The sequence below is a fragment of the Pseudoalteromonas sp. P1-13-1a genome, assembly GCF_001401875.1.
In the GTDB taxonomy this organism is placed as follows: domain Bacteria; phylum Pseudomonadota; class Gammaproteobacteria; order Enterobacterales; family Alteromonadaceae; genus Pseudoalteromonas.
On sequence record NZ_LKDV01000001.1, the window covers coordinates 176,444 to 195,225 of the forward strand.

General features: G+C 39.5%; 16 protein-coding genes. 8 read left to right on the forward strand and 8 right to left on the reverse strand.

Features of this window, described 5'->3' with window-relative positions; all coding sequences use genetic code 11:
- Positions 1 to 33 precede the first annotated feature (33 nt).
- The 3 genes from AN391_RS00845 to AN391_RS00855 all read left to right on the forward strand — a co-directional run bounded on the left by AN391_RS00845 (position 34) and on the right by AN391_RS00855 (position 4,641).
- Complete coding sequence (locus AN391_RS00845; RefSeq protein WP_055013627.1) at positions 34 to 1,305, forward strand: amidohydrolase family protein; 1,272 nt, start codon at positions 34 to 36, stop codon at positions 1,303 to 1,305.
- Positions 1,306 to 1,516: 211 nt separating this feature from the next.
- On the forward strand, positions 1,517 to 3,934 hold the full coding sequence (locus tag AN391_RS00850) for a TonB-dependent siderophore receptor (RefSeq protein WP_055013628.1): 2,418 nt from the start codon (positions 1,517 to 1,519) through the stop codon (positions 3,932 to 3,934).
- A gap of 155 nt (positions 3,935 to 4,089) precedes the next feature.
- The gene (locus AN391_RS00855; RefSeq protein ID WP_055013629.1) at positions 4,090 to 4,641 is read left to right on the forward strand and encodes a GbsR/MarR family transcriptional regulator; all 552 of its coding nucleotides are present in this window, start codon (positions 4,090 to 4,092) and stop codon (positions 4,639 to 4,641) included.
- Between the two features lie 49 nt (positions 4,642 to 4,690).
- Here the strand turns inward: AN391_RS00855 and AN391_RS00860 are convergent, their stop codons facing one another.
- Both AN391_RS00860 and AN391_RS00865 read right to left on the reverse strand, forming a co-directional pair.
- Positions 4,691 to 5,707, reverse strand: a complete 1,017-nt coding sequence (locus AN391_RS00860; RefSeq protein WP_055013630.1) for a lytic transglycosylase domain-containing protein — start codon at positions 5,705 to 5,707, stop codon at positions 4,691 to 4,693.
- Positions 5,700 to 5,987 (reverse strand): YcgL domain-containing protein, encoded by a 288-nt coding sequence (locus AN391_RS00865; RefSeq protein ID WP_055013631.1) that lies wholly within the window; start codon positions 5,985 to 5,987, stop codon positions 5,700 to 5,702. The genes AN391_RS00860 and AN391_RS00865 overlap by 8 nt, the downstream gene beginning before the upstream one ends.
- Positions 5,988 to 6,142: 155 nt before the next feature.
- Between AN391_RS00865 and minC the strand changes: the two genes are divergently transcribed.
- The 4 genes from minC to AN391_RS00885 all read left to right on the forward strand — a co-directional run bounded on the left by minC (position 6,143) and on the right by AN391_RS00885 (position 9,787).
- Positions 6,143 to 6,853 (forward strand): septum site-determining protein MinC, encoded by a 711-nt coding sequence (gene minC / locus AN391_RS00870; protein WP_055013632.1) that lies wholly within the window; start codon positions 6,143 to 6,145, stop codon positions 6,851 to 6,853.
- A 5-nt stretch (positions 6,854 to 6,858) separates the two neighbouring features.
- A complete protein-coding gene (gene minD / locus AN391_RS00875) occupies positions 6,859 to 7,668 on the forward strand; it encodes a septum site-determining protein MinD (protein WP_024031716.1) in 810 nt (269 codons plus the stop codon).
- A 1-nt stretch (position 7,669) separates the two neighbouring features.
- Positions 7,670 to 7,933 carry a cell division topological specificity factor MinE gene (gene minE, locus AN391_RS00880; protein ID WP_004586362.1) on the forward strand — a complete coding sequence of 88 codons (264 nt, stop codon included), beginning with the start codon at positions 7,670 to 7,672 and terminating at the stop codon, positions 7,931 to 7,933.
- 180 nt (positions 7,934 to 8,113) lie between these two features.
- Positions 8,114 to 9,787 carry an RluA family pseudouridine synthase gene (locus AN391_RS00885; RefSeq protein WP_055013633.1) on the forward strand — a complete coding sequence of 558 codons (1,674 nt, stop codon included), beginning with the start codon at positions 8,114 to 8,116 and terminating at the stop codon, positions 9,785 to 9,787.
- Positions 9,788 to 9,813: 26 nt separating this feature from the next.
- Here the strand turns inward: AN391_RS00885 and rnd are convergent, their stop codons facing one another.
- The 3 genes from rnd to AN391_RS00900 all read right to left on the reverse strand — a co-directional run bounded on the left by rnd (position 9,814) and on the right by AN391_RS00900 (position 13,615).
- Entirely contained in the window at positions 9,814 to 10,944 is a 1,131-nt protein-coding gene (gene rnd, locus AN391_RS00890; protein ID WP_055013634.1) for a ribonuclease D, read from the reverse strand.
- Positions 10,945 to 10,995: 51 nt separating this feature from the next.
- Complete coding sequence (gene fadD / locus AN391_RS00895; protein ID WP_055013635.1) at positions 10,996 to 12,648, reverse strand: long-chain-fatty-acid--CoA ligase FadD; 1,653 nt, start codon at positions 12,646 to 12,648, stop codon at positions 10,996 to 10,998.
- A gap of 115 nt (positions 12,649 to 12,763) precedes the next feature.
- Positions 12,764 to 13,615 carry an alpha/beta hydrolase gene (locus AN391_RS00900; RefSeq protein WP_055013636.1) on the reverse strand — a complete coding sequence of 284 codons (852 nt, stop codon included), beginning with the start codon at positions 13,613 to 13,615 and terminating at the stop codon, positions 12,764 to 12,766.
- A 577-nt stretch (positions 13,616 to 14,192) separates the two neighbouring features.
- On the opposite strand from AN391_RS00900, the gene AN391_RS00905 reads away from it, so the two are divergent.
- Entirely contained in the window at positions 14,193 to 15,482 is a 1,290-nt protein-coding gene (locus AN391_RS00905) for an alkaline phosphatase (RefSeq protein WP_055013637.1), read from the forward strand.
- A gap of 64 nt (positions 15,483 to 15,546) precedes the next feature.
- On the opposite strand, the gene AN391_RS00910 is transcribed toward AN391_RS00905, so the two are convergent.
- The 3 genes from AN391_RS00910 to AN391_RS00920 all read right to left on the reverse strand — a co-directional run bounded on the left by AN391_RS00910 (position 15,547) and on the right by AN391_RS00920 (position 18,575).
- Entirely contained in the window at positions 15,547 to 15,876 is a 330-nt protein-coding gene (locus tag AN391_RS00910; protein WP_055013638.1) for a hypothetical protein, read from the reverse strand.
- A gap of 68 nt (positions 15,877 to 15,944) precedes the next feature.
- Positions 15,945 to 16,649 carry a tRNA (adenosine(37)-N6)-threonylcarbamoyltransferase complex dimerization subunit type 1 TsaB gene (gene tsaB, locus AN391_RS00915; protein WP_055013639.1) on the reverse strand — a complete coding sequence of 235 codons (705 nt, stop codon included), beginning with the start codon at positions 16,647 to 16,649 and terminating at the stop codon, positions 15,945 to 15,947.
- A gap of 9 nt (positions 16,650 to 16,658) precedes the next feature.
- The gene (locus AN391_RS00920; RefSeq protein ID WP_055013640.1) at positions 16,659 to 18,575 is read right to left on the reverse strand and encodes an ATP-dependent DNA helicase; all 1,917 of its coding nucleotides are present in this window, start codon (positions 18,573 to 18,575) and stop codon (positions 16,659 to 16,661) included.
- Positions 18,576 to 18,782 lie beyond the last annotated feature (207 nt).

Below are 18,782 nucleotides of genomic sequence, written 5' to 3' on the forward strand. Positions count from 1 at the left end.
TAATTAATGAACCGCCACCAGAAGAAAAACACAATGAAAAAAAAGCTACTCAGCGCCTCCATTGCACTTATGTGTTTAGGAAGTTTTAACGCGCAAGCCCTTACTTATGTAACTGCTAAAGCATTAATAGATGTAAAAACAGGTGAGGTTATTCACTCCCCCCTGCTCACAATAGATAATGGGGTGATAACCGAGGTTACACCAAACAAAAAACCAAAAATAACCAAAGATGATCAGCATATTGATTTACCCGAGCTTACTTTAATGCCGGGACTTATGGATATGCATATTCATTTAACTAGTGACCCAACAGTATCGCGAAGTGAGCGTTTAAGTCAGTCGGTACCGCGCATGGCTATTAAAGCCGCGCATTTTGCTAAAAAAACATTGCTTGCTGGTTTTACCACCCTTAGAAATGTAGGTGCACAAGGCTACAGTGTGATTGCAGTACGTGACGGGATTAACGCTGGCGACATTATAGGCCCTCGAATCTGGGCGGCGGGCCCATCTCTTGGTATTACAGGCGGACATTGTGACAATAACCGTTTACCGCCTGAGCTAAAATATACTTCAACAGGGGTAGCTGATGGCCCATGGGCTGCACGCTTAAAAGTGCGCGAAAACATAAAGTATGGCGCTAATGCGATTAAGTTTTGTGCCACAGGGGGCGTTTTTTCTAAAGGAACAAAAGTAGGTGTACAGCAATATTCATTTGAAGAAATGAAAGCGATTGTTGATGAAGCCCATATGCGCGACCTACCTGTAGCGGCTCACGCACATGGCACAAGTGGTATTAAAACCGCCATAAAAGCTGGCGTAGATAGCATTGAACATGCCAGCTTTTTAGATGATGAAGCCATCTCGCTTGCAAAAAAACATGGCACCTGGCTTTCTATGGATATTTATAATACCGAATATACACTAAGCTTTGGTAAGCAAAATGGCGTAGATGAAGAAAATCTCAATAAAGAACGTCAAGTGTCTAAAAAGCAGCGTGATAGCTTTAAACGCGCAGTAAACGCAGGTGTAAATATGGTATTTGGTACCGATGCTGCTATTTATCCTCATGGCGATAACGCCAAACAATTTAGCCGTATGGTTAAATTTGGCATGAGCGAACTACAGGCTATTCAGGCTGCCACGATTAATAGTGCAAAACTATTAAAAATAGAGAATAAACTGGGTCAGTTAAAACCAGGATTTGCAGCCGACATTATTGCAGTTGACGGTAATCCTCTTGAGAACATTTCTGTGCTTGAGCACATTCCTTTTGTTATGAAAGCGGGCGTTGTTTATAAAAAGTAGTTACTAATACGTGTACTGATTTATAAAAGCATGGAAGTTTCTAGGCCCATGCTTTTTTATTTTCCGCATAAAAGTTAACCTTAAATTTACTTTTTTGAACAATTACCCACCTAACTCGCAATTAATTTCACTTTTTTAGACTTTTTTATTCACTTAACGAATAATAACTATTACTATTCGCACACTTCAATAAATGCGAATTATTATCAACATGAAAAAATTCAAATACTCTCTTATTACACTTGCGTGTTTAAACTCATCGTTAGCTGTTGCTGCAACAACAGCTGAAAAAGACATAGAACGCATTAGTGTTTACGAAAAGCAAAATCAAGTTGTAATGAGCTCAGGCCTTGCTACGAAGTCTGATATGTCGTTAATGGAAACACCGGCACCGGTTGTAATCATTGACCGTGAACTCATAGAGTCACAAGGTGTAGATAGCCTCCAAGAACTTGTACGTAACGTGAGTGGTTTAACTCAAGCTGGTAATAACTACGGTATAGGCGACAATTTAGTTATTCGTGGCCTTGATGCTAACTATACTTACGATGGCATGTACGGCGGTGCCGGCTTAGGAAATACATTCAACCCAACGCGTTCACTTACTAATGTTGAGTCGGTTGAGGTGCTTAAAGGCCCTGCTACGGGTTTATATGGCATTGGTAGTGCGGGCGGTGTGATTAACCTAATTGAAAAAAAGCCAGAATTTGAAGAAAAACATAAAATTTCTGCTGAGCTTGGTCAATGGGATAGCTATTCACTTGCCTTTGATAGCACCAATGCAATTACTGATGACTTAGCCTACCGCGTAATGGCTAAAACGGCCTCAAGCGATGGCTTTCGTGATTTAAAAGAAGACAGAGACGAGCTGTATACCTCACTTAAGTATGTGCTTAGTGACAAGCAAGATATCATGCTCTCTGCCGCTTACATAAAAGATTCTATCGCGGTTGACTCTATCGGCCACCCTATTCGAATTTATAACGCAGAGACCGCCAATGGGTTAACTGCGGGTGAAGTAACCGGAGCCGATTTAGCAAATGATCCTTCAGGCAACGGTGTACAACTCACTGCCGCGCAACAAGAACAACTTGCTAATTCACTTTCAGCAACCGACGGACTTACACCATATGATTTTGGTACTAACGGTATCATTTCTCCAATGGCGGATGACAATGAAGGTGAAGAGCTTCGCTTTAAGCTAACGCATAATTACTTCGTTACCGATGATTTATTTTTAAATCAACAACTACAATACCGTAATTACACATCAAGCTTTGCGCGTCAAACGGGTGCGTTTAACTACGTGTATTCAACACGTAGTGGCATTATTAATAATGACCCACGTGCCCCATTAGTAGAAGACGGCGAGTTATACCCATTTGCTGCTCGGCGCCAAGAATACCGCCAAGTAGAAGCTGATGAAAAATCATGGCAGTATTTTTTAGATTTACGCTATGACTTTATGCTTGGTGACATTGATAACGAACTACTCGTTAATGCAAACTACGAAGACAGAGACATTCGCTTTAAGCAGTACTCTATTTACGATGCAGACAAAGTTATTTATGACAGCGAAGGCGAAGTACTTTACCAAGGCACATTACCGTATATTTATGATATGCGCTCGCCAAATTGGCCAACAGGTAACTTTGATGACTACGACCCACTTAAAACCAGTGACTATAATAAAAAAGTACAGGCATGGGGTTTAGGTATTCAACATGTAGGCTACATAACTGATGCGCTTACTACGCGTGTAGGTGTGGCGTATAATCGTATCAAGCAAACGTATGAGCACTTTGGTGTAGATGAGCGTTACAGCTCAAGCCGCGCTGAGCCAACGCCTGAAGCAAACACATCTGACAGTGGCTTAACGTATAACTTAGGCGCAACATATCAACCAACTGAAGACTTTTCGGTATTTATTAACCATGCTAAAGGACGCACTGCTTACAGTGTACTTGGTTCAGTAGCAGGCAATGAAGCCGACCGTGAAGACTCTGAATCTATCAGTAACGATTTAGGCTTTAGATTTAAAGCATTTGATGATCAATTGTTAGCATCACTTGTGATATTTGAAAGCGCGCTGACTAATTTAGAATACGCTAACCCACTTTATGAAGCCGGTGTATCAGGCCCTGATGTAGTAGAAAGCTACTACGATGGCGAAGAACAAACTAAAGGTGTAGAGCTTGATTTAAATGCACATTTAAATGAGCAATGGAAAGTAAATATAAACGGTGTATACCAAGATGCACGCGATAAATCTAATCCAAATAGCAGCAGCTACGATACGCGTCAAAAAGGTGTGCCATATGTAACTGCAAGTACGTGGGTTACCTACTACGCAGATATGTTTAATTTACCAGAGGCTGTTAATATCAGTGGTGGTATTACATTTGTAGATAACAGAAGCACGAACTCAAGTTCATTTAGTATTCCTGATGGCTATGTACCAAGCTACACCGTTTACGATGCTGCGGTATCTTACACGACCGATAAATGGCATATGCAGCTTAATTTAAACAACTTGTTTAATAAAAAGTACTACTCTAAAGCCATGTTTTTAGGTGGCATGCCAGGCGAAGAGCGTAACGCTAAACTAAGCTTTAGCTACACACTTTAACCCATCCAGGCAATTAATTTACTCCTACTAAAATAAGTAGGAGTAAATTAAACTTATTCCCCATTTAGTGCTCTAAAAAGATACCTAGCTAAGCGTTGCTATAATTTATAAGCGTGCTAGCATTACTTTCTGAATTTACTGAAACTTAATAAGCTATGAGTCTATCTGAAAAAAATTTAGCCTTTGTCATGCATTGTGGTGAGATGGGCAGCCGCTGGGGTTTCAATCGTACGATTGGTCAAATGTGTGGTTTGCTGATCATCACCAAAGAGCCAATGACCGCTAACGAAATTGCCGATGCATTAAGTATCTCTCGTGGTAATGTGAGTATGGGTATTAAAGAGCTGCAATCTTGGCAGTTAATAAAAGTACACCACATACCTGGCGATCGTAAAGAATATTACGCCCCTGCGGGTGAAATTTGGGATATGGCAAACCGTGTATTTGAAGAGCGTAAAAAACGTGAAATAGACCCTACACTTAGTCTTCTTCGGGATAACTTACTCGATAAAGCCAGTAATGAAGAAGAGCTATACGCACAAAAGCAAATGAGTGAAATCCATAACTTGCTGGAAACAGTTACTAAGTGGTCGTCAGAATTACAACGTTTAAGCCCTGAGCAACTAAATAAACTTATGAAACTAGGCTCTGGCATTGGCAAGGTGATCGATTTGAAAGACAAAATTTTTAAAAAAGATCATGATTAAACAAAAAAAGCCGCATCGCGGCTTTTTTTATTACACAGCAGCGTATAAGTTATATTTTTGGATAACCAATTCTATCTGATAAGTAACCCACGCTGGTGGCAAAGTAATACGACCGATTCCAGTGCATAAACACTTTGTAGTTATCATACGCTAAGTACATACGCCCATTAATATCGTCTGGCATTACCAGTGCGGCACGTACATCTACATTAGGTAAATCTGAACCATCGGCTCTGCGAACACCTAAAGCTTGCCACTCAGCTAACGAGCGCTCAGAATCGTTCCAATACTCTAACCATTGCTTGCGCGTTTTAGTGCCACGCTTAAGAACATATTGACTGTCAAAGTTTTCAGGTAGCTTTACTTGGCGACCCCAAGTAAGTGAGTCATCCCAGCCCTCTTGTTTTAAATAATTGGCAATTGATGCAAATGCATCTTCTTTGGTGGTCCAAATATCTTTTCGGCCGTCGTTATTGTAATCAACTGCGTAGGCGTTAAACGAGGTAGGCATAAACTGCGTCTGCCCCATAGCCCCTGCCCAAGAGCCTTTAAATTTATCAAGCGTAATATGGCCTGATTTTAAAATATCTAATGCAGCCCAAAGCTGGCGCTTATAAAGTGCTTCACGTCGTCCGTCAAAGGCAAGCGTAACAAGTGATGAAATAACATTATGGCCACCTTGGATTGTGCCAAAGTTACTTTCAAGGCCCCATAATGCCACTATAAAGCGTGCTTGAACGCCATATTCTTTAGCTACTTGCTCTAGTACGTCTTTATTTTCTGCGTAAAGCTTACGAGCACGATCAATTTTCCATTGTGGTACACGTTTTGGTAAGTAAGTTTCAAGGGTTTCTTTTACCTCTGGCTGATTTTTATCAGCCGATACGACTTTTTCTTTGTAAGACGCAGTGGCAAATGCCTTGTCTATTAATTTGCTATCGTACCCTTTAGCAATGGCCTCTTGTTTTAAATCACTTAAATAAGTTTGAAATTCGGCCTGTGTTTTAGCGGCTACAGAGCCACTTAAACACACTGAGCATAAAATTACGGCTAACTTTTTAATCACTATCAACTCCGTTTTCTTTTCGTAATTGGCTAAGTAAATTTTCTTGTGGCGGTGGAATTTGCAAATAGTAGCCTTTATCGGGATCGGCTAAAGCCTCTTTTACAGTTTCAAGGTCGGCACCGCCTAAATGATCTCGCTTTGCTAAGTTAATGATCATTACATAAATAGGTTGACCAAACATTGCCAGTAATGGTTCAGGCACTTTACTAAAATCATCTCTTTTTTCAACAAATAAGAAGGTATCCGCTTTTTTCTTACTTTTATATACCGCAGTGAGCATAATGGCCCTATTTAATCTTGCTTAACATTGCCGCACACTATAACATGAGAGTAATAATAAGTTAGAAAAATTAGATTAGAAATTTCATTAAAGGCCTTATTCAGCCTACGTTTATCTAAAATTAATTTCTAATCAGACAAATCAATTGAGCGTGTATGTCGGAACAAATTTTTGAACTAAAAGGGAATCTTTTTACGTTATCAGTATTGCATCTTTATAGCACTGATATTGCCCTTTTAGCAGAACAGTTGTATGTAAAAATAGCCCAAGCTCCTCGTTTTTTTGAAGGAGCGCCTATTGTTGTTAATTTAGAAGAAATTAAAAACAGCTCACTTGATTTTGACCATTTAAAGTCTCTCATTGAGCGTATGAGCTTTAATGCAGTAGGTGTATGTAATGGCTCTGATGAGCAACACACCCAAGCTAAAGCCGCCGGCCTATCTGTACTTAATTACTCTCAAGATGCTAAAAGTGCCCCTGTAAAACAACAAGAGGCACCCAATACCTCTATTGTTGAAAAAAACGTATACCTGCCTGCGCAAGTAATTAAAGGTACGGTGCGCTCAGGGCAACAAGTTTATGCAAAAGATAGAGACTTAATTGTACTCGGTGCGGTCAGTCATGGCGCAGAAGTAATAGCCGATGGAAATGTGCATATTTATGGCACCCTACGCGGACGCGCTATTGCAGGTGCTAAAGGGACAAAAGACGCCTGCATTTATTGCCAAAAACTTGAAGCCGAATTAGTTTCAATTGATGGCAATTATTGGATCAGCGACTCATTACAAGGTGAGCACTGGGGCAATGCAGTACAAATACAACAAAAAAACGAATCATTAGAAATTTCAGCTTTGGTTAAAGGATAAATCTCATGGCAAAAGTAATTGTCGTTACCTCTGGTAAAGGCGGTGTTGGTAAAACAACATCAAGTGCTGCAATAGGCACCGGTTTAGCTTTAAAAGGCTATAAAACAGTTATTATCGATTTTGATATTGGCTTACGTAATCTAGATTTAATTATGGGGTGTGAGCGCCGTGTAGTTTATGATTTTGTAAACGTAATAAATGGCGAAGCCAATTTAAATCAGGCGCTTATTAAAGATAAACGCGTTGAAAAATTGTTTTTACTACCTGCATCACAAACACGTGATAAAGACGCCCTTACCCGTGAAGGCGTAGAGCGCGTATTAAACGAATTAAAAGAAGACTTTGACTACATTGTGTGTGACTCACCTGCAGGTATAGAAGCCGGTGCAATGATGGCGATGTACTTTGCTGATGAAGCAATTGTTACAACAAACCCGGAAGTGTCTTCTGTTCGAGATTCAGACAGAATTTTAGGTATTTTACACAGCAAGTCTAAACGTGCTGAAGAAGGCCTAGAAAATATTAAAGAGCACCTTTTATTAACACGCTACAACCCTGAGCGTGTTGAAAAAGGTGAAATGTTATCGGTAGAAGATGTCAAAGATATTCTATCGATTCCATTACTTGGTGTTATTCCTGAGTCGCAAGCGGTATTAAGTGCGTCTAACTCGGGGCAACCGGTGATACTTGATGGTGATTCAGATGCAGGGCAAGCTTACGCTGATGCAATTAATCGCTTATTAGGTGAAACAGTCGATTTTCGCTTCTTAGACGTTGAGAAGAAAGGCTTATTTAAACGGATTTTTGGAGGTTAATGTGTCTTTACTTGACTACTTCCGCTCAGAAAAGAAAAACAGCGCGTCATTAGCAAAAGAGCGATTGCAGATCATTGTCGCGCACGAACGTTCTCAACGCGGAACGCCGGATTACTTACCACAATTAAAACAAGATATTTTAGATGTGATCCGTAAATACGTGAACGTAAACACTGATGCAGTGCAAGTACAGTTTGATCAAAACGAAGATGATTTAGCGGTACTTGAGCTCAATGTGACATTGCCTGACGAAGAAAAAAAGTAGTACAGCAAAAAGCGGCATTTAAACTGCCGCTTTTTTCATTTTTAACTAAACCTTACGTTTATAGAAAGGTTAGTGAGCGCGTGTGTTTAGAATATTTAAGCTGATAATCGCTTTTGATCACTTATAAACAATGAATGTGGTAATATGTAGCCACTATTTCGTTATGTATTCGCAATTGCTATGTTTAATCCCCCGCCCTGTTTTACCTCGTTTTCTAAATCAATAGATAATATAGCTCTGCCAGAGAAATTTACGTTTCCATTTTATTATCAGCCCCACGAACTTAGCGTTTTGGCATCAAAGCAATTACAGCAGCAGCTGGCAACGCATCTACCTTATGATAAAAATAATCACCATGGTGACGGAAAGATGTTCGGTGTACTAGTTGTACAAAACCCACAAAAACAAATTGGCTTTTTATCGGCTTATTCAGGGCAACTTGAAAATTTAAGTTCTGAGATAAAATGTGTGCCTAATGTATCTACAATGGCATTGGAGGATGTGGGTTATTTGAAAGAAAGTAAAATAATTAACGAAATAAACACACAGATACATGCCCTTGAAAATGCCAGTACATTAAATAAATTATCGGCATCGTTAAGTCGAGATACAGAAAAATTTGAGCAGCAGTTACAAGCGCAACAAAGCGTAATGCAAGCCAACAGAAAAGCACGTAAAGAGGCGCGCAGTGCACTTGCGATTGAGCACAGCGATGCAATAACGCCTGAACAACAAGCAAGCTTGAATGAACTGGCAAAGCAAAGCATAGAAGATAAAAAACACTATCAAAGCATAAAAGATCACTGGCGCGATAAAATAACTCAGCAACAGCAGGCGCTTTATACCCTTTACGATGAAATAAAACAGTTAAAAAAACGCCGTAAAGTTTTATCTAAAAACCTACAAAAACAGTTATTTGCCCAGTATCAATTTTTAAATGCCAATCATGAGATTAAAGATCTCAACGCTATATTTGCAGCTTTGCCAGAGCATACTCCGCCATCAGGGGCGGGCGATTGCGCAGCCCCCAAGCTATTACAATACGCTTATCTTAATAATTTAAAGCCGCTAGCCATGGCCGAATTTTGGTGGGGCGGCGCTCCAAAATCGGCGGTACGCCAACATAAAAACTATTACCCATCTTGCTACAGTAAATGCCAACCTATTTTATCGCATATGTTAAAAGGCCTTAGCATAGAAGATAACCCACTACTCGTTAATCCTGCTGAAGGTAAAACGCTGCCCATAGTCTATCAAGACGATGATATTGTTATTGTAAATAAGCCAAGCGAGTTTTTATCTGTACCAGGTGTCAATATTGAAGATTCAGTGTATTTGCGTATTCAAACGCAATTTCCGCACGCTACAGGCCCGTTAATTGTCCACAGACTAGATATGTCTACATCAGGTTTACTCGTTGTGGCCCTTAATAAACGCGCCCACAAAGCACTCCAAAAGCAATTTATTGCCCGCACCATTGATAAACGTTACATTGCGTTAGTTGATGGTACAGTGCCACAAGACAGTGGCAAAATAGAACTACCATTACGACTTGATTTTGACGATAAGCCACGCCAACTTGTGTGTTATAAAAACGGCAAACCTGCACTTACTACATGGCAAGTGCTTGAACGTAAAAACAATATTACACGCCTACAGCTCTATCCTAAAACAGGGCGCACTCACCAACTTAGGATACACTGCGCTCATCACTTAGGGCTGAATACGCCTATTATCGGTGACACACATTATGGTAAAAAAGCCAACAGGTTACATTTACATGCCGAGTATTTGGCGCTAGATCACCCTATTACCCATAAGCGTTTAACATTTAGCATAGCGCCCGATTTTTAACAAAGCCTGTAGCTTAAGAAGTGGGTTTAATTGTCCCACTCTTTAAGCACATCTTTAACAAAACTGTAGCGCCAAGAATTAAGTAAATCAGGTTTAATATGATTTACCTTTTGGTCATTGGTGAGTTTCCAATTCCAGCTAATAAGCTGATTAATTTGCTTTTTAGACGCCATTACATCTTCTGGTATGCCCTGCTCTTTCGCTACTTTAGTGATTTTTTGTTTAATGTCTTTAGCCACTTTTTTATAAGCCGGAAAATCGATTAAACGTTTAAGCACAGGTGGATGCTGATCAACTGGCAGGGCTTTGGCTTTTTCAATACACTTTAGAATTTCGACCCCTGAGCGATTTACTTCCATCGATTCAACACCCGGAATTTGTCTTAGCGTATTTAAGCTCGAAGGCCCACGCTTAGCAATTTCCGTCATGTTGTGCTCTTTAAGCACAAAGTTAAGCGCTAAATTTTTACGAATAGCTTTATTACGACGCCATACAGCTAATTCTTTTAATACCGCTAGCTCATGTGGTTTTAGTTGCCATGCGTTTTTTATATCTTTATAAAGCAGCTCATCTGGGGTTTGAAAGGCGCGTTTATTTGCAATTAACTCGCTCTCATTTATTACAATATCAAATAACTCAGCTTTATTGATACGCTCAATTATTAGTCCAAAACAAGGCAATAAATGAAAGGTATCAGCGGCTGCATAATCGAGCTGCTTTTTAGTTAATGGGCGCTGTAGCCAATTTGTACGTGATTCACTTTTGTCTATTTCTATGCCTAATAGCTCTTTTACCATTAGCGCAAAGCCCATACAGTTGCCTTCGCCTAACAGCTGAAGAGCAAATTGTGTATCAAATAATGGAGCAGGTACAAAGCCTGCATATTTTTGAAAAACTTCAATATCTTCTGAAGGCGAATGCAACACTTTTAGTACGGATGGATCTTTTAATATTTGCCAAAATTCAAATAGCGATAGTTCTGCAAGTGGGTCTATAAGCGCGAGGTGCTCACCATCATATACTTGAATAAGTGCAACTTCAGGGTACAAAGTACGGCGACGCATAAACTCAGTGTCTATGGCTAAAATAGGCTTGTTTCTTATTTGTTCAACAAAGGTATTAAGTTGATTTTGTGTTTCGATCAATTTGTATTGCACTTAATCTCCTACAATAAAAAAGCCGGCTAATGCCGGCTCTTTTATAGTTTACTAATCTTTTAGGGCTCTTCTGAGAATTTTACCTACATTAGTTTTAGGTAATTCATCCTTAAACTCAACGAGTTTAGGAACCTTATAATTAGTTAAATTATCACGACAGTGATTTATTATATCTTTTTCAGTTAAAGAAGGGTCTTTTTTAACAACAAAAACTTTAACTTGTTCACCACTTACATCGTGTGGAATGCCGATAGCGGCGACTTCAAGTACGCCATCATGCATAGCAACTACTTCTTCTATCTCATTTGGGAACACGTTAAAGCCCGATACAATGATCATGTCTTTTTTACGGTCAACAATATAGAAGAAACCTTCATCATCGTATGTGGCTATATCACCAGTGGCGAACCAGCCATCTTGCAAACATTCTGCGGTTGCATCTGGGCGATTATAGTAACCTAACATAACTTGAGGACCTTTAACCCATAGTTCACCGGGTTCACCTTTTGCTGCCTCTTCACCGTTTTCAAGCATTAACTTAATTTCAGTATTAGGAGCAGGTAAACCAATTGAGCCATTGTAACCTTCTAAATCATAAGGGCTTACTGTCACAAGCGGTGCACACTCGGTTAAACCATAACCTTCCATTAATTTAGAATTAGTCACTTTTTGCCATTTTTCGGCTACGGGACGTTGTACCGCCATGCCACCGCCTAATGACATTTTTAAATGACTAAAGTCAAGCTCTGCAAACCCTGGTGTATTAAGTAGCCCATTAAATAGGGTATTTACACCGGTAATAGCGGTAAAATTATGCTGATTAAGCTCTTTAACAAACGCTGGCATGTCACGTGGGTTTGTAATTAATACATTTAAACCGCCGTATTTCATAAACGTTAAGCAGTTAGCCGTTAACGCAAATATATGATAAAGCGGTAATGCAGTAACAACCACTTCAGTACCACGGTCTAATACTTTATCTAAACAGCCCGATACTTGCTCAAGGTTACCAACCATATTGCCATGACTTAACATTGCCCCTTTAGATACGCCAGTTGTACCACCTGTATATTGTAAAAAGGCCAGATCAGATAAGTTCATTTCTGGACGCGTATACTTTGCAGGGTCACCGGCTAATACATCTGAAAACTTAATGGTATTTGGCAGGTTATAGCTAGGCACCATTTTTTTTATGTATTTAACCACAAAATTAACGATATGCTTTTTAATACCACCGACCATGTCGCCCACTTGGGTAACTACAATGTGTTTTACATCTGTTTTAGCAAGGGCTTTCTCAAGCGTGTCTGCAAAATTAGCCAGTATAAAAATAGCTGACGCGTCAGAGTCTTTTAGCTGATGCTCAAGCTCACGAACTGTGTAAAGGGGGTTTACGTTAACCACAACACACCCTGCACGTAAAATACCTAAAATAGCAATAGGCGTTTGCAATAAGTTAGGCATCATCACAGCAACTTTGTCGCCTTTTTTGAGACCTAAGTCATTTTGAATATACGAAGCAACACGCAGTGTCGCTGTATCTATTTCATCATACGATAATGTTTTACCCATATTAGTAAATGCAGGTAAATCTTTGTAATCGGTAAAACTTTTTTCAAACACTTCGAGTAACGAGTTGTAATGCTCAGGATCGATTGTTTCAGGCATACCTTCTGGGTAGCGCTTAAGCCAGATTTTTTCCACTCTTAGCCCCTGTTTATAATTATATTTTTATTAACCTTAATCTAAGTAAGGCACTTTAACAATTGAGCAAATACTCTAATGAAGGAATAATCCCACATTTGGCGCTAATTTACAATTAACATGCACCATTTTGCAGCATAAAGGCTTGAATATGCTCAAAACATAACCCACTGCTTTGCATATGGCAATGATGCCCACCATCTACATTAATTACCTTCAAGTTGTTGTAATAGCTAATATACTTGGCCAAATTTTGTTTTACAAATGAATAACCTTGGTTACCTAAAATTAATTGGCTTGGTGCTTTTAATTGCTTTATTGCACCAATACATTGCGCTTCATTAAACCTAAAACCTGAGTGATTTTTAAGCTTAGGGTCTGTCGTTAACACATACCCTAGTTCACTTTTCTTAATATTACGACTCATCAACAATGAGATAAGTTCGTTATTTAAATCTGTTGTACTTGCTCGCGCTTCGATAATTGCGGATTCGGATTTATAAATGCGCTGCTTTTTATTGTTAACACGCTCTCTATTGAGTATCGCCCCTTTTAATTGCTGACAGACCTCGTCAGATGGAGTCGTAACACAACCAATCCCCTCAATGAAGGTAACCGAATACACGTATTCACTAAAACAGCTAGCAAATAAACCTGCAACCATTGCTCCCATCGAGTGGCCGACTAAGTGCACCTTCGTTGCTCCTAAGGCCTTTATAAGTTGGTACACATCATCAATATAATCAACAAAATAATAATGCGCATCACTGCTTTTCCAATCAGATAATCCATGCCCTGCAAAGTCAATACAATACCAAGTATGCTGCGGATTAACCTTATCAAGCATAGGTGTGAAACTATTACTGTTATCTAGCCAGCCATGCATAGCAATAACTAGCTCACCACCACGTCCCTTTTGTAAACCACGTAAGGTTATATTTCTTGTTTTTATTTCAAATGGCTGCAAAAGACACCTCTTTTAACGTCCGACATTATTTATAACATACTAGTTGTCAGACCTCTAATACGAAAATATTTTGTATTTTTTGTATTTATAAAGACTCATCTACCATAAAGCTTTATTACCCTTTTTAATAATCACCTTTATTATTAATCAGTTATCACCATCACCGTTATGCCAACTAAACAAAAAAACATGAAATGAGCACGAATTTTTTTCGTCTTTGCAATGCGTATCACTATATTCGCTTCTTTATAATTAACATACATAAAAAAAATGGCTGTATTATTTTAATGACAGTTAATCAGCTCGAATTGTACACTGCGCTTTTTATTCTTACTTCAATTCATTATTATACAAGCGCATGTTGAATTTTACGGGTTGAACTTGTTTAACCTTGGGTCAGTTTATTCACGCTGAGAGTTTAATTACCAACCTGACTAAAATACCTAGCGATAAACCTTAGTCGCCTTTGATAAAATCGTTTATGCAGCGCATGTTTAGTGATTTTGCTGCAAATTCAACACGCCCTAACCATATACAATTGTGGTGCTGTTTTAAAAGCACATTCATAGGGATAAAAATGAAAAACCAACTTAGCTTATTAGCGCTTTTATGTGCATCTAGCAGTGTTTATGCAAGCGATGCACCTAAAAATGTAATTTATATGATTGGTGACGGAATGGGTCCTGCCTATACAACCGCTTATCGTTATTTTAAAGATGATCCAACCACCAAGCAGATTGAAACGACCGTATTTGATACTATTTTAACAGGCATGGCGCGTACTTACCCTGACGATCATACATATGTTACCGACAGTGCTGCAGGTGCAACGGCTCTGAGCAGTGGCCATAAAAGTTATAATGGCGCTATTGCCGTCGACACTGACAAAAAGCCTGTAAAAACCATGTTAGAAATAGCAAAAGAGCGCGGTATGACAACAGCGTTAGTGGCTACCTCGCAAATTAATCATGCCACGCCAGCCAGTTTTGCTACACATAATGAATCACGTCGTAATTACGATGCGATTGCAAATGAGTATATAGATAACAAAATTGCCGGAAAACTGCCTGTTGATTTAATGTTAGGTGGCGGTACGAAGTACTTTATTAGAGAAGATCGTAACCTAGTAGATGAATTTAAAGCTGCGGGCTATCAATACAACGACGATATAAAAAATCTTGGCCAAATTACGCAAATACCTGCACTTGGCTTGTACGCCCCAATTGGTTTGCCTTATGCGCTTGATGCTAACTCAAATCACTTAACACAGCTCACAGCTAAAGCATTTGATTTACTCGATGGACAAAATAAAGACGGCTTTTTTGTCATGATTGAAGGCAGTCAAATAGACTGGTGCGGCCATGCAAACGATGTAGCCTGTGCGATGGCAGAAATGGATGACTTTGCACAGTCGATTGAAAAAGCAAAAGCTTATATTGATAAAAACCCTGATACTTTATTGGTTGTTACAGCTGATCATTCAACTGGTGGTTTAACCCTCGGTGCGCACGGACAATATAAGTGGGATACAGACGTTATTAAAGGGGTAAAAGCAACTGCTAGCGAGCTGACCAAGCAATTACTCGCTGCCGATAACCTTGAGCCTATTTGGCGCGCCAACACAAATATTGAATACACACCGGCTAACAAGGTAAAACTTGAACAAGCGAAAAAAATGGGCGAAACAGCGCTTAATTTAGCCATTAAAAGTATTATTAGCGACGCCAGCTTTACTGGCTGGACAACAGGCGGGCACACCGCTGTAGATGTACAAGTATTTGCTTACGGTAAAGGCAGTGAGCACTTTAGTGGTGCTCAAAATAATACCGATATTGCTGATAAACTAATTGGCTTTATTAAACAGTAGCCATCAGCAAACATAAAAAAGCCCGAACCTGTGTTCGGGCTTTTTATTTTTTACTATTATTGGGCTAAGCGTAAATATCAACGCCAATTAAATCTTGTACTTCTGCTCTGCGCTCTAAGTTTGCAAATTCAGTATACGTAGAAATCGCTTTGCTCACTGTTGGGCTTGGCTGGTCATAAATAGTTTGGCTGTACTTTGCATTAGTAGTATTTTGACTAAAGTATTGATTAGCAAGCTCTACACCCGCTTTACTACTTTTTACATAGTCCGTATTTGTTTTATTACTGGCGCTATCGTCCGCTAAACCTTGTGGTTTAGAGGGTATAATTTTTGTAGAAGTAACCTTTGCAGGGATATCACCCGTAAAAAAACCAGCACCAATTGGCAAAGTCATAAATAACTTCCAACAATAAACAGTTTAAAAATTATGATTTAAAAACATTCAATATGCAACTTTTGAGCTTATTCACGACCCGGTAGTTTTTTCCATGTTACTGTATCGCGCACATATTTAGGTTGTGCATCACTTGCTTTTACAACGTCTCCGGCTAAAAAGGCCGTGTCTACATGGTTAAGCATATAGCGAGCATCTGGCAATGTAATATCTGTATTTATGGTTATATTGCTCGTGTTTTTAAGTGCATCAGGGTAACTTTTAAAACCCGTGCCTACAGCAATCGCGTGTTGCTCTTCACAACTTATGTGTTCTTCGCTTAATAGTTCAGGTTTTATAACGCACTCTTCATTGACCAATTGCATATGGGCGTTATTTACTTGGTATTGCGCAAAATAAATTTCCCCCATGCGTGCATCTATTGCAGAGTACACTACTGATGCCTGCACTTGTTCGTACGCTTGTTGGGCCATAATGGCCAAGGTAGATACACCCACTAATGGTAAGTTGGCCGAATAAGCTAACCCTTGTGCAATAGCAACACTAATGCGTACTCCGGTAAAACTCCCTGGCCCTTGGCCAAAACCAATAACGTCTAAGTCTTTTAATTTACACTGTGCTTTATTAAGAAGCTCATCAACTAAAGGGAGTATTTTTTGACTATGTTGCTGCGGGCATTCTTCAAAATGATGAAATGTTTGGCCCTCGAAGTGTAAAACTATAGATAACGCTTCTGTAGAGGCGTCTAGGGCAAGAATATTACTTTTAATCATTTTAGTACTCTAGTTAATGTGTTTTAAAAATGTGTTTGCATCTTCTAAGCTTCGCGTGCGACGCATCGGCGGTAAGCTTTTTAAAAATACTTGGCCATATTGGCGTGTTACTAAACGATTATCGCAAATAACCAGCACGCCTTTGTCTTTATTATCTCGTATCAAACGCCCTACACCCTGTTTAAGCGCAATAACTGCTTGCGGCAACTGTATATGCGCAAAGGGGTCTTTACCTTGCATTTGGCAATCTTGCATTTTGGCTTGCAGTAATGGGTCATCCGGTGCTGTAAAAGGTAACTTGTCAATAATAACACAGCTTAGCGTGCTACCACGTACATCAACGCCTTCCCAAAAAGAGGCTGTGCCTAATAATACAGCATTACCATGGCGCGTAAATTTTTCGAGTATTATACGCTTAGACATTTGCCCTTGCATATAAACTGGGTAGTCCATTTGTGTGGTTAATCCCTCAGCCACCAAATGCATCATCCGATAACTTGTAAACAGCACAAAACAGCGCCCTTTTGCCGATTTTATTAACTCTAGAGTTAATTTTATAATTGCATGAGGCATGTTCTCTGCGTGCGATTCTGGCAAATATCGGGGTAAGCATAAAAGCGCCTGATTAGGGTAATCAAAGGGGCTGTCAACCATCATACTCTTTGCAGGGGTAATACCTAAGCTGGCGTTAAAGTGATCGAGCTTATTATCAACCGATAGCGTGGCTGAGGTAAAAACAAACCCGGCGCCAGTGTCTTTCATCATTTGAGCAAATTTAGCAGAGACATTAAGCGGCGTAATATTAACCGTTAAATAACGCCTCGTGGTTTCGTACCAATAACTAAATCCGGTTTGAGCGGTATCAAAAACACGCTCCAACTGACCTTTAAACGCTAATGTACGTTCAAACGGGTGCTCTATTTTATCGCTTCGCTCTAGGCAGAGTTTTAATACTTGATAAACAAAGTCTAAATCGCTAATTACTCGGTGCAGCGCCGCACAAATCAGTTTGTCGCTGAGTTTTTCACGCCAATCTCCTCGGCTACCATCTACACCAAACTGTAAACGTAAATCAGCCACACTGGTTTCAAGCTTATTTAGGCTTTTTCCTAGTTGCAGCATATCGGGAATTTCAGCCCGGTATATTGCACGCAAATCGTTAATTAAATCCACCAGCTTTTTAGTACTAATGCTTTCCCCAAAATAGTCGCTAGCAATTTCACTAAGCTGGTGTGCCTCATCAAAAATATAGGCGTCGGCTGTGGGCATCAGCTCAGCAAAACCAGAGTCTTTTACCGCCATATCAGCAAAAAACAAATGATGATTTATAACAACTACATCCGCTTCAGCTGCATTTAGGCGTGCTTTACGTATGTAACACGATTGAAAGTCAGGGCACTCTTTACCTAAACAGTTATCAGCTGTCGAATTAACGTAGGGCAGTACTTTGGCATCTTCTTCAATACCAATACAATCAGCTAAATCACCCGAGTGTGTCTCACTTGCAAATTTAGCAACCATTGCAAGCTGATGCATAACATCAGGATCGTCAGTAGGTACATGGGCCACATGTTGGTTAAGCCTATAAGTACATAAGTAATTTGCGCGCCCTTTTAACAGGGCGGTTTTTTTAGATGCGTTAAGTGCTTTTACTAGTTGCGGTAAATCGCGGTGATATAACTGCTCTTGCAAGGCCTTAGAGCCTGTTGAGATAATCGTTTTGCCCTTAGATTTAAGTGCAGGCGCTAAATAAGCAAACGTTTTACCTGTACCCGTTCCCGCCTCAACCACTAACTGCGTGCAACTTTTTAATGCATCGTTAACGGCAACGGCCATATCAATTTGAGGTTGGCGAGGCGTGTATCCCTCTAAAGATAACGCTAACGGCCCGGTTGCACTAAACAGCTGTTTGATAATACCAGTCACTTTATAAAAAATAATAGCGCGATTTTACGTAAGCATGACTTTAAGGGCAAGCCTATTGGAATTAAAGGGCACGCATATTTAGGGTAAGGCTAAAATTGAATAAATTTAAAATTTAAAATTTAAAAATTAAAAATTAAAAATAAAGATTGTTCAGTCACCTTGTATTAATCTCTTTATTACAAGCAATAACACCAGTAATTTTGCATT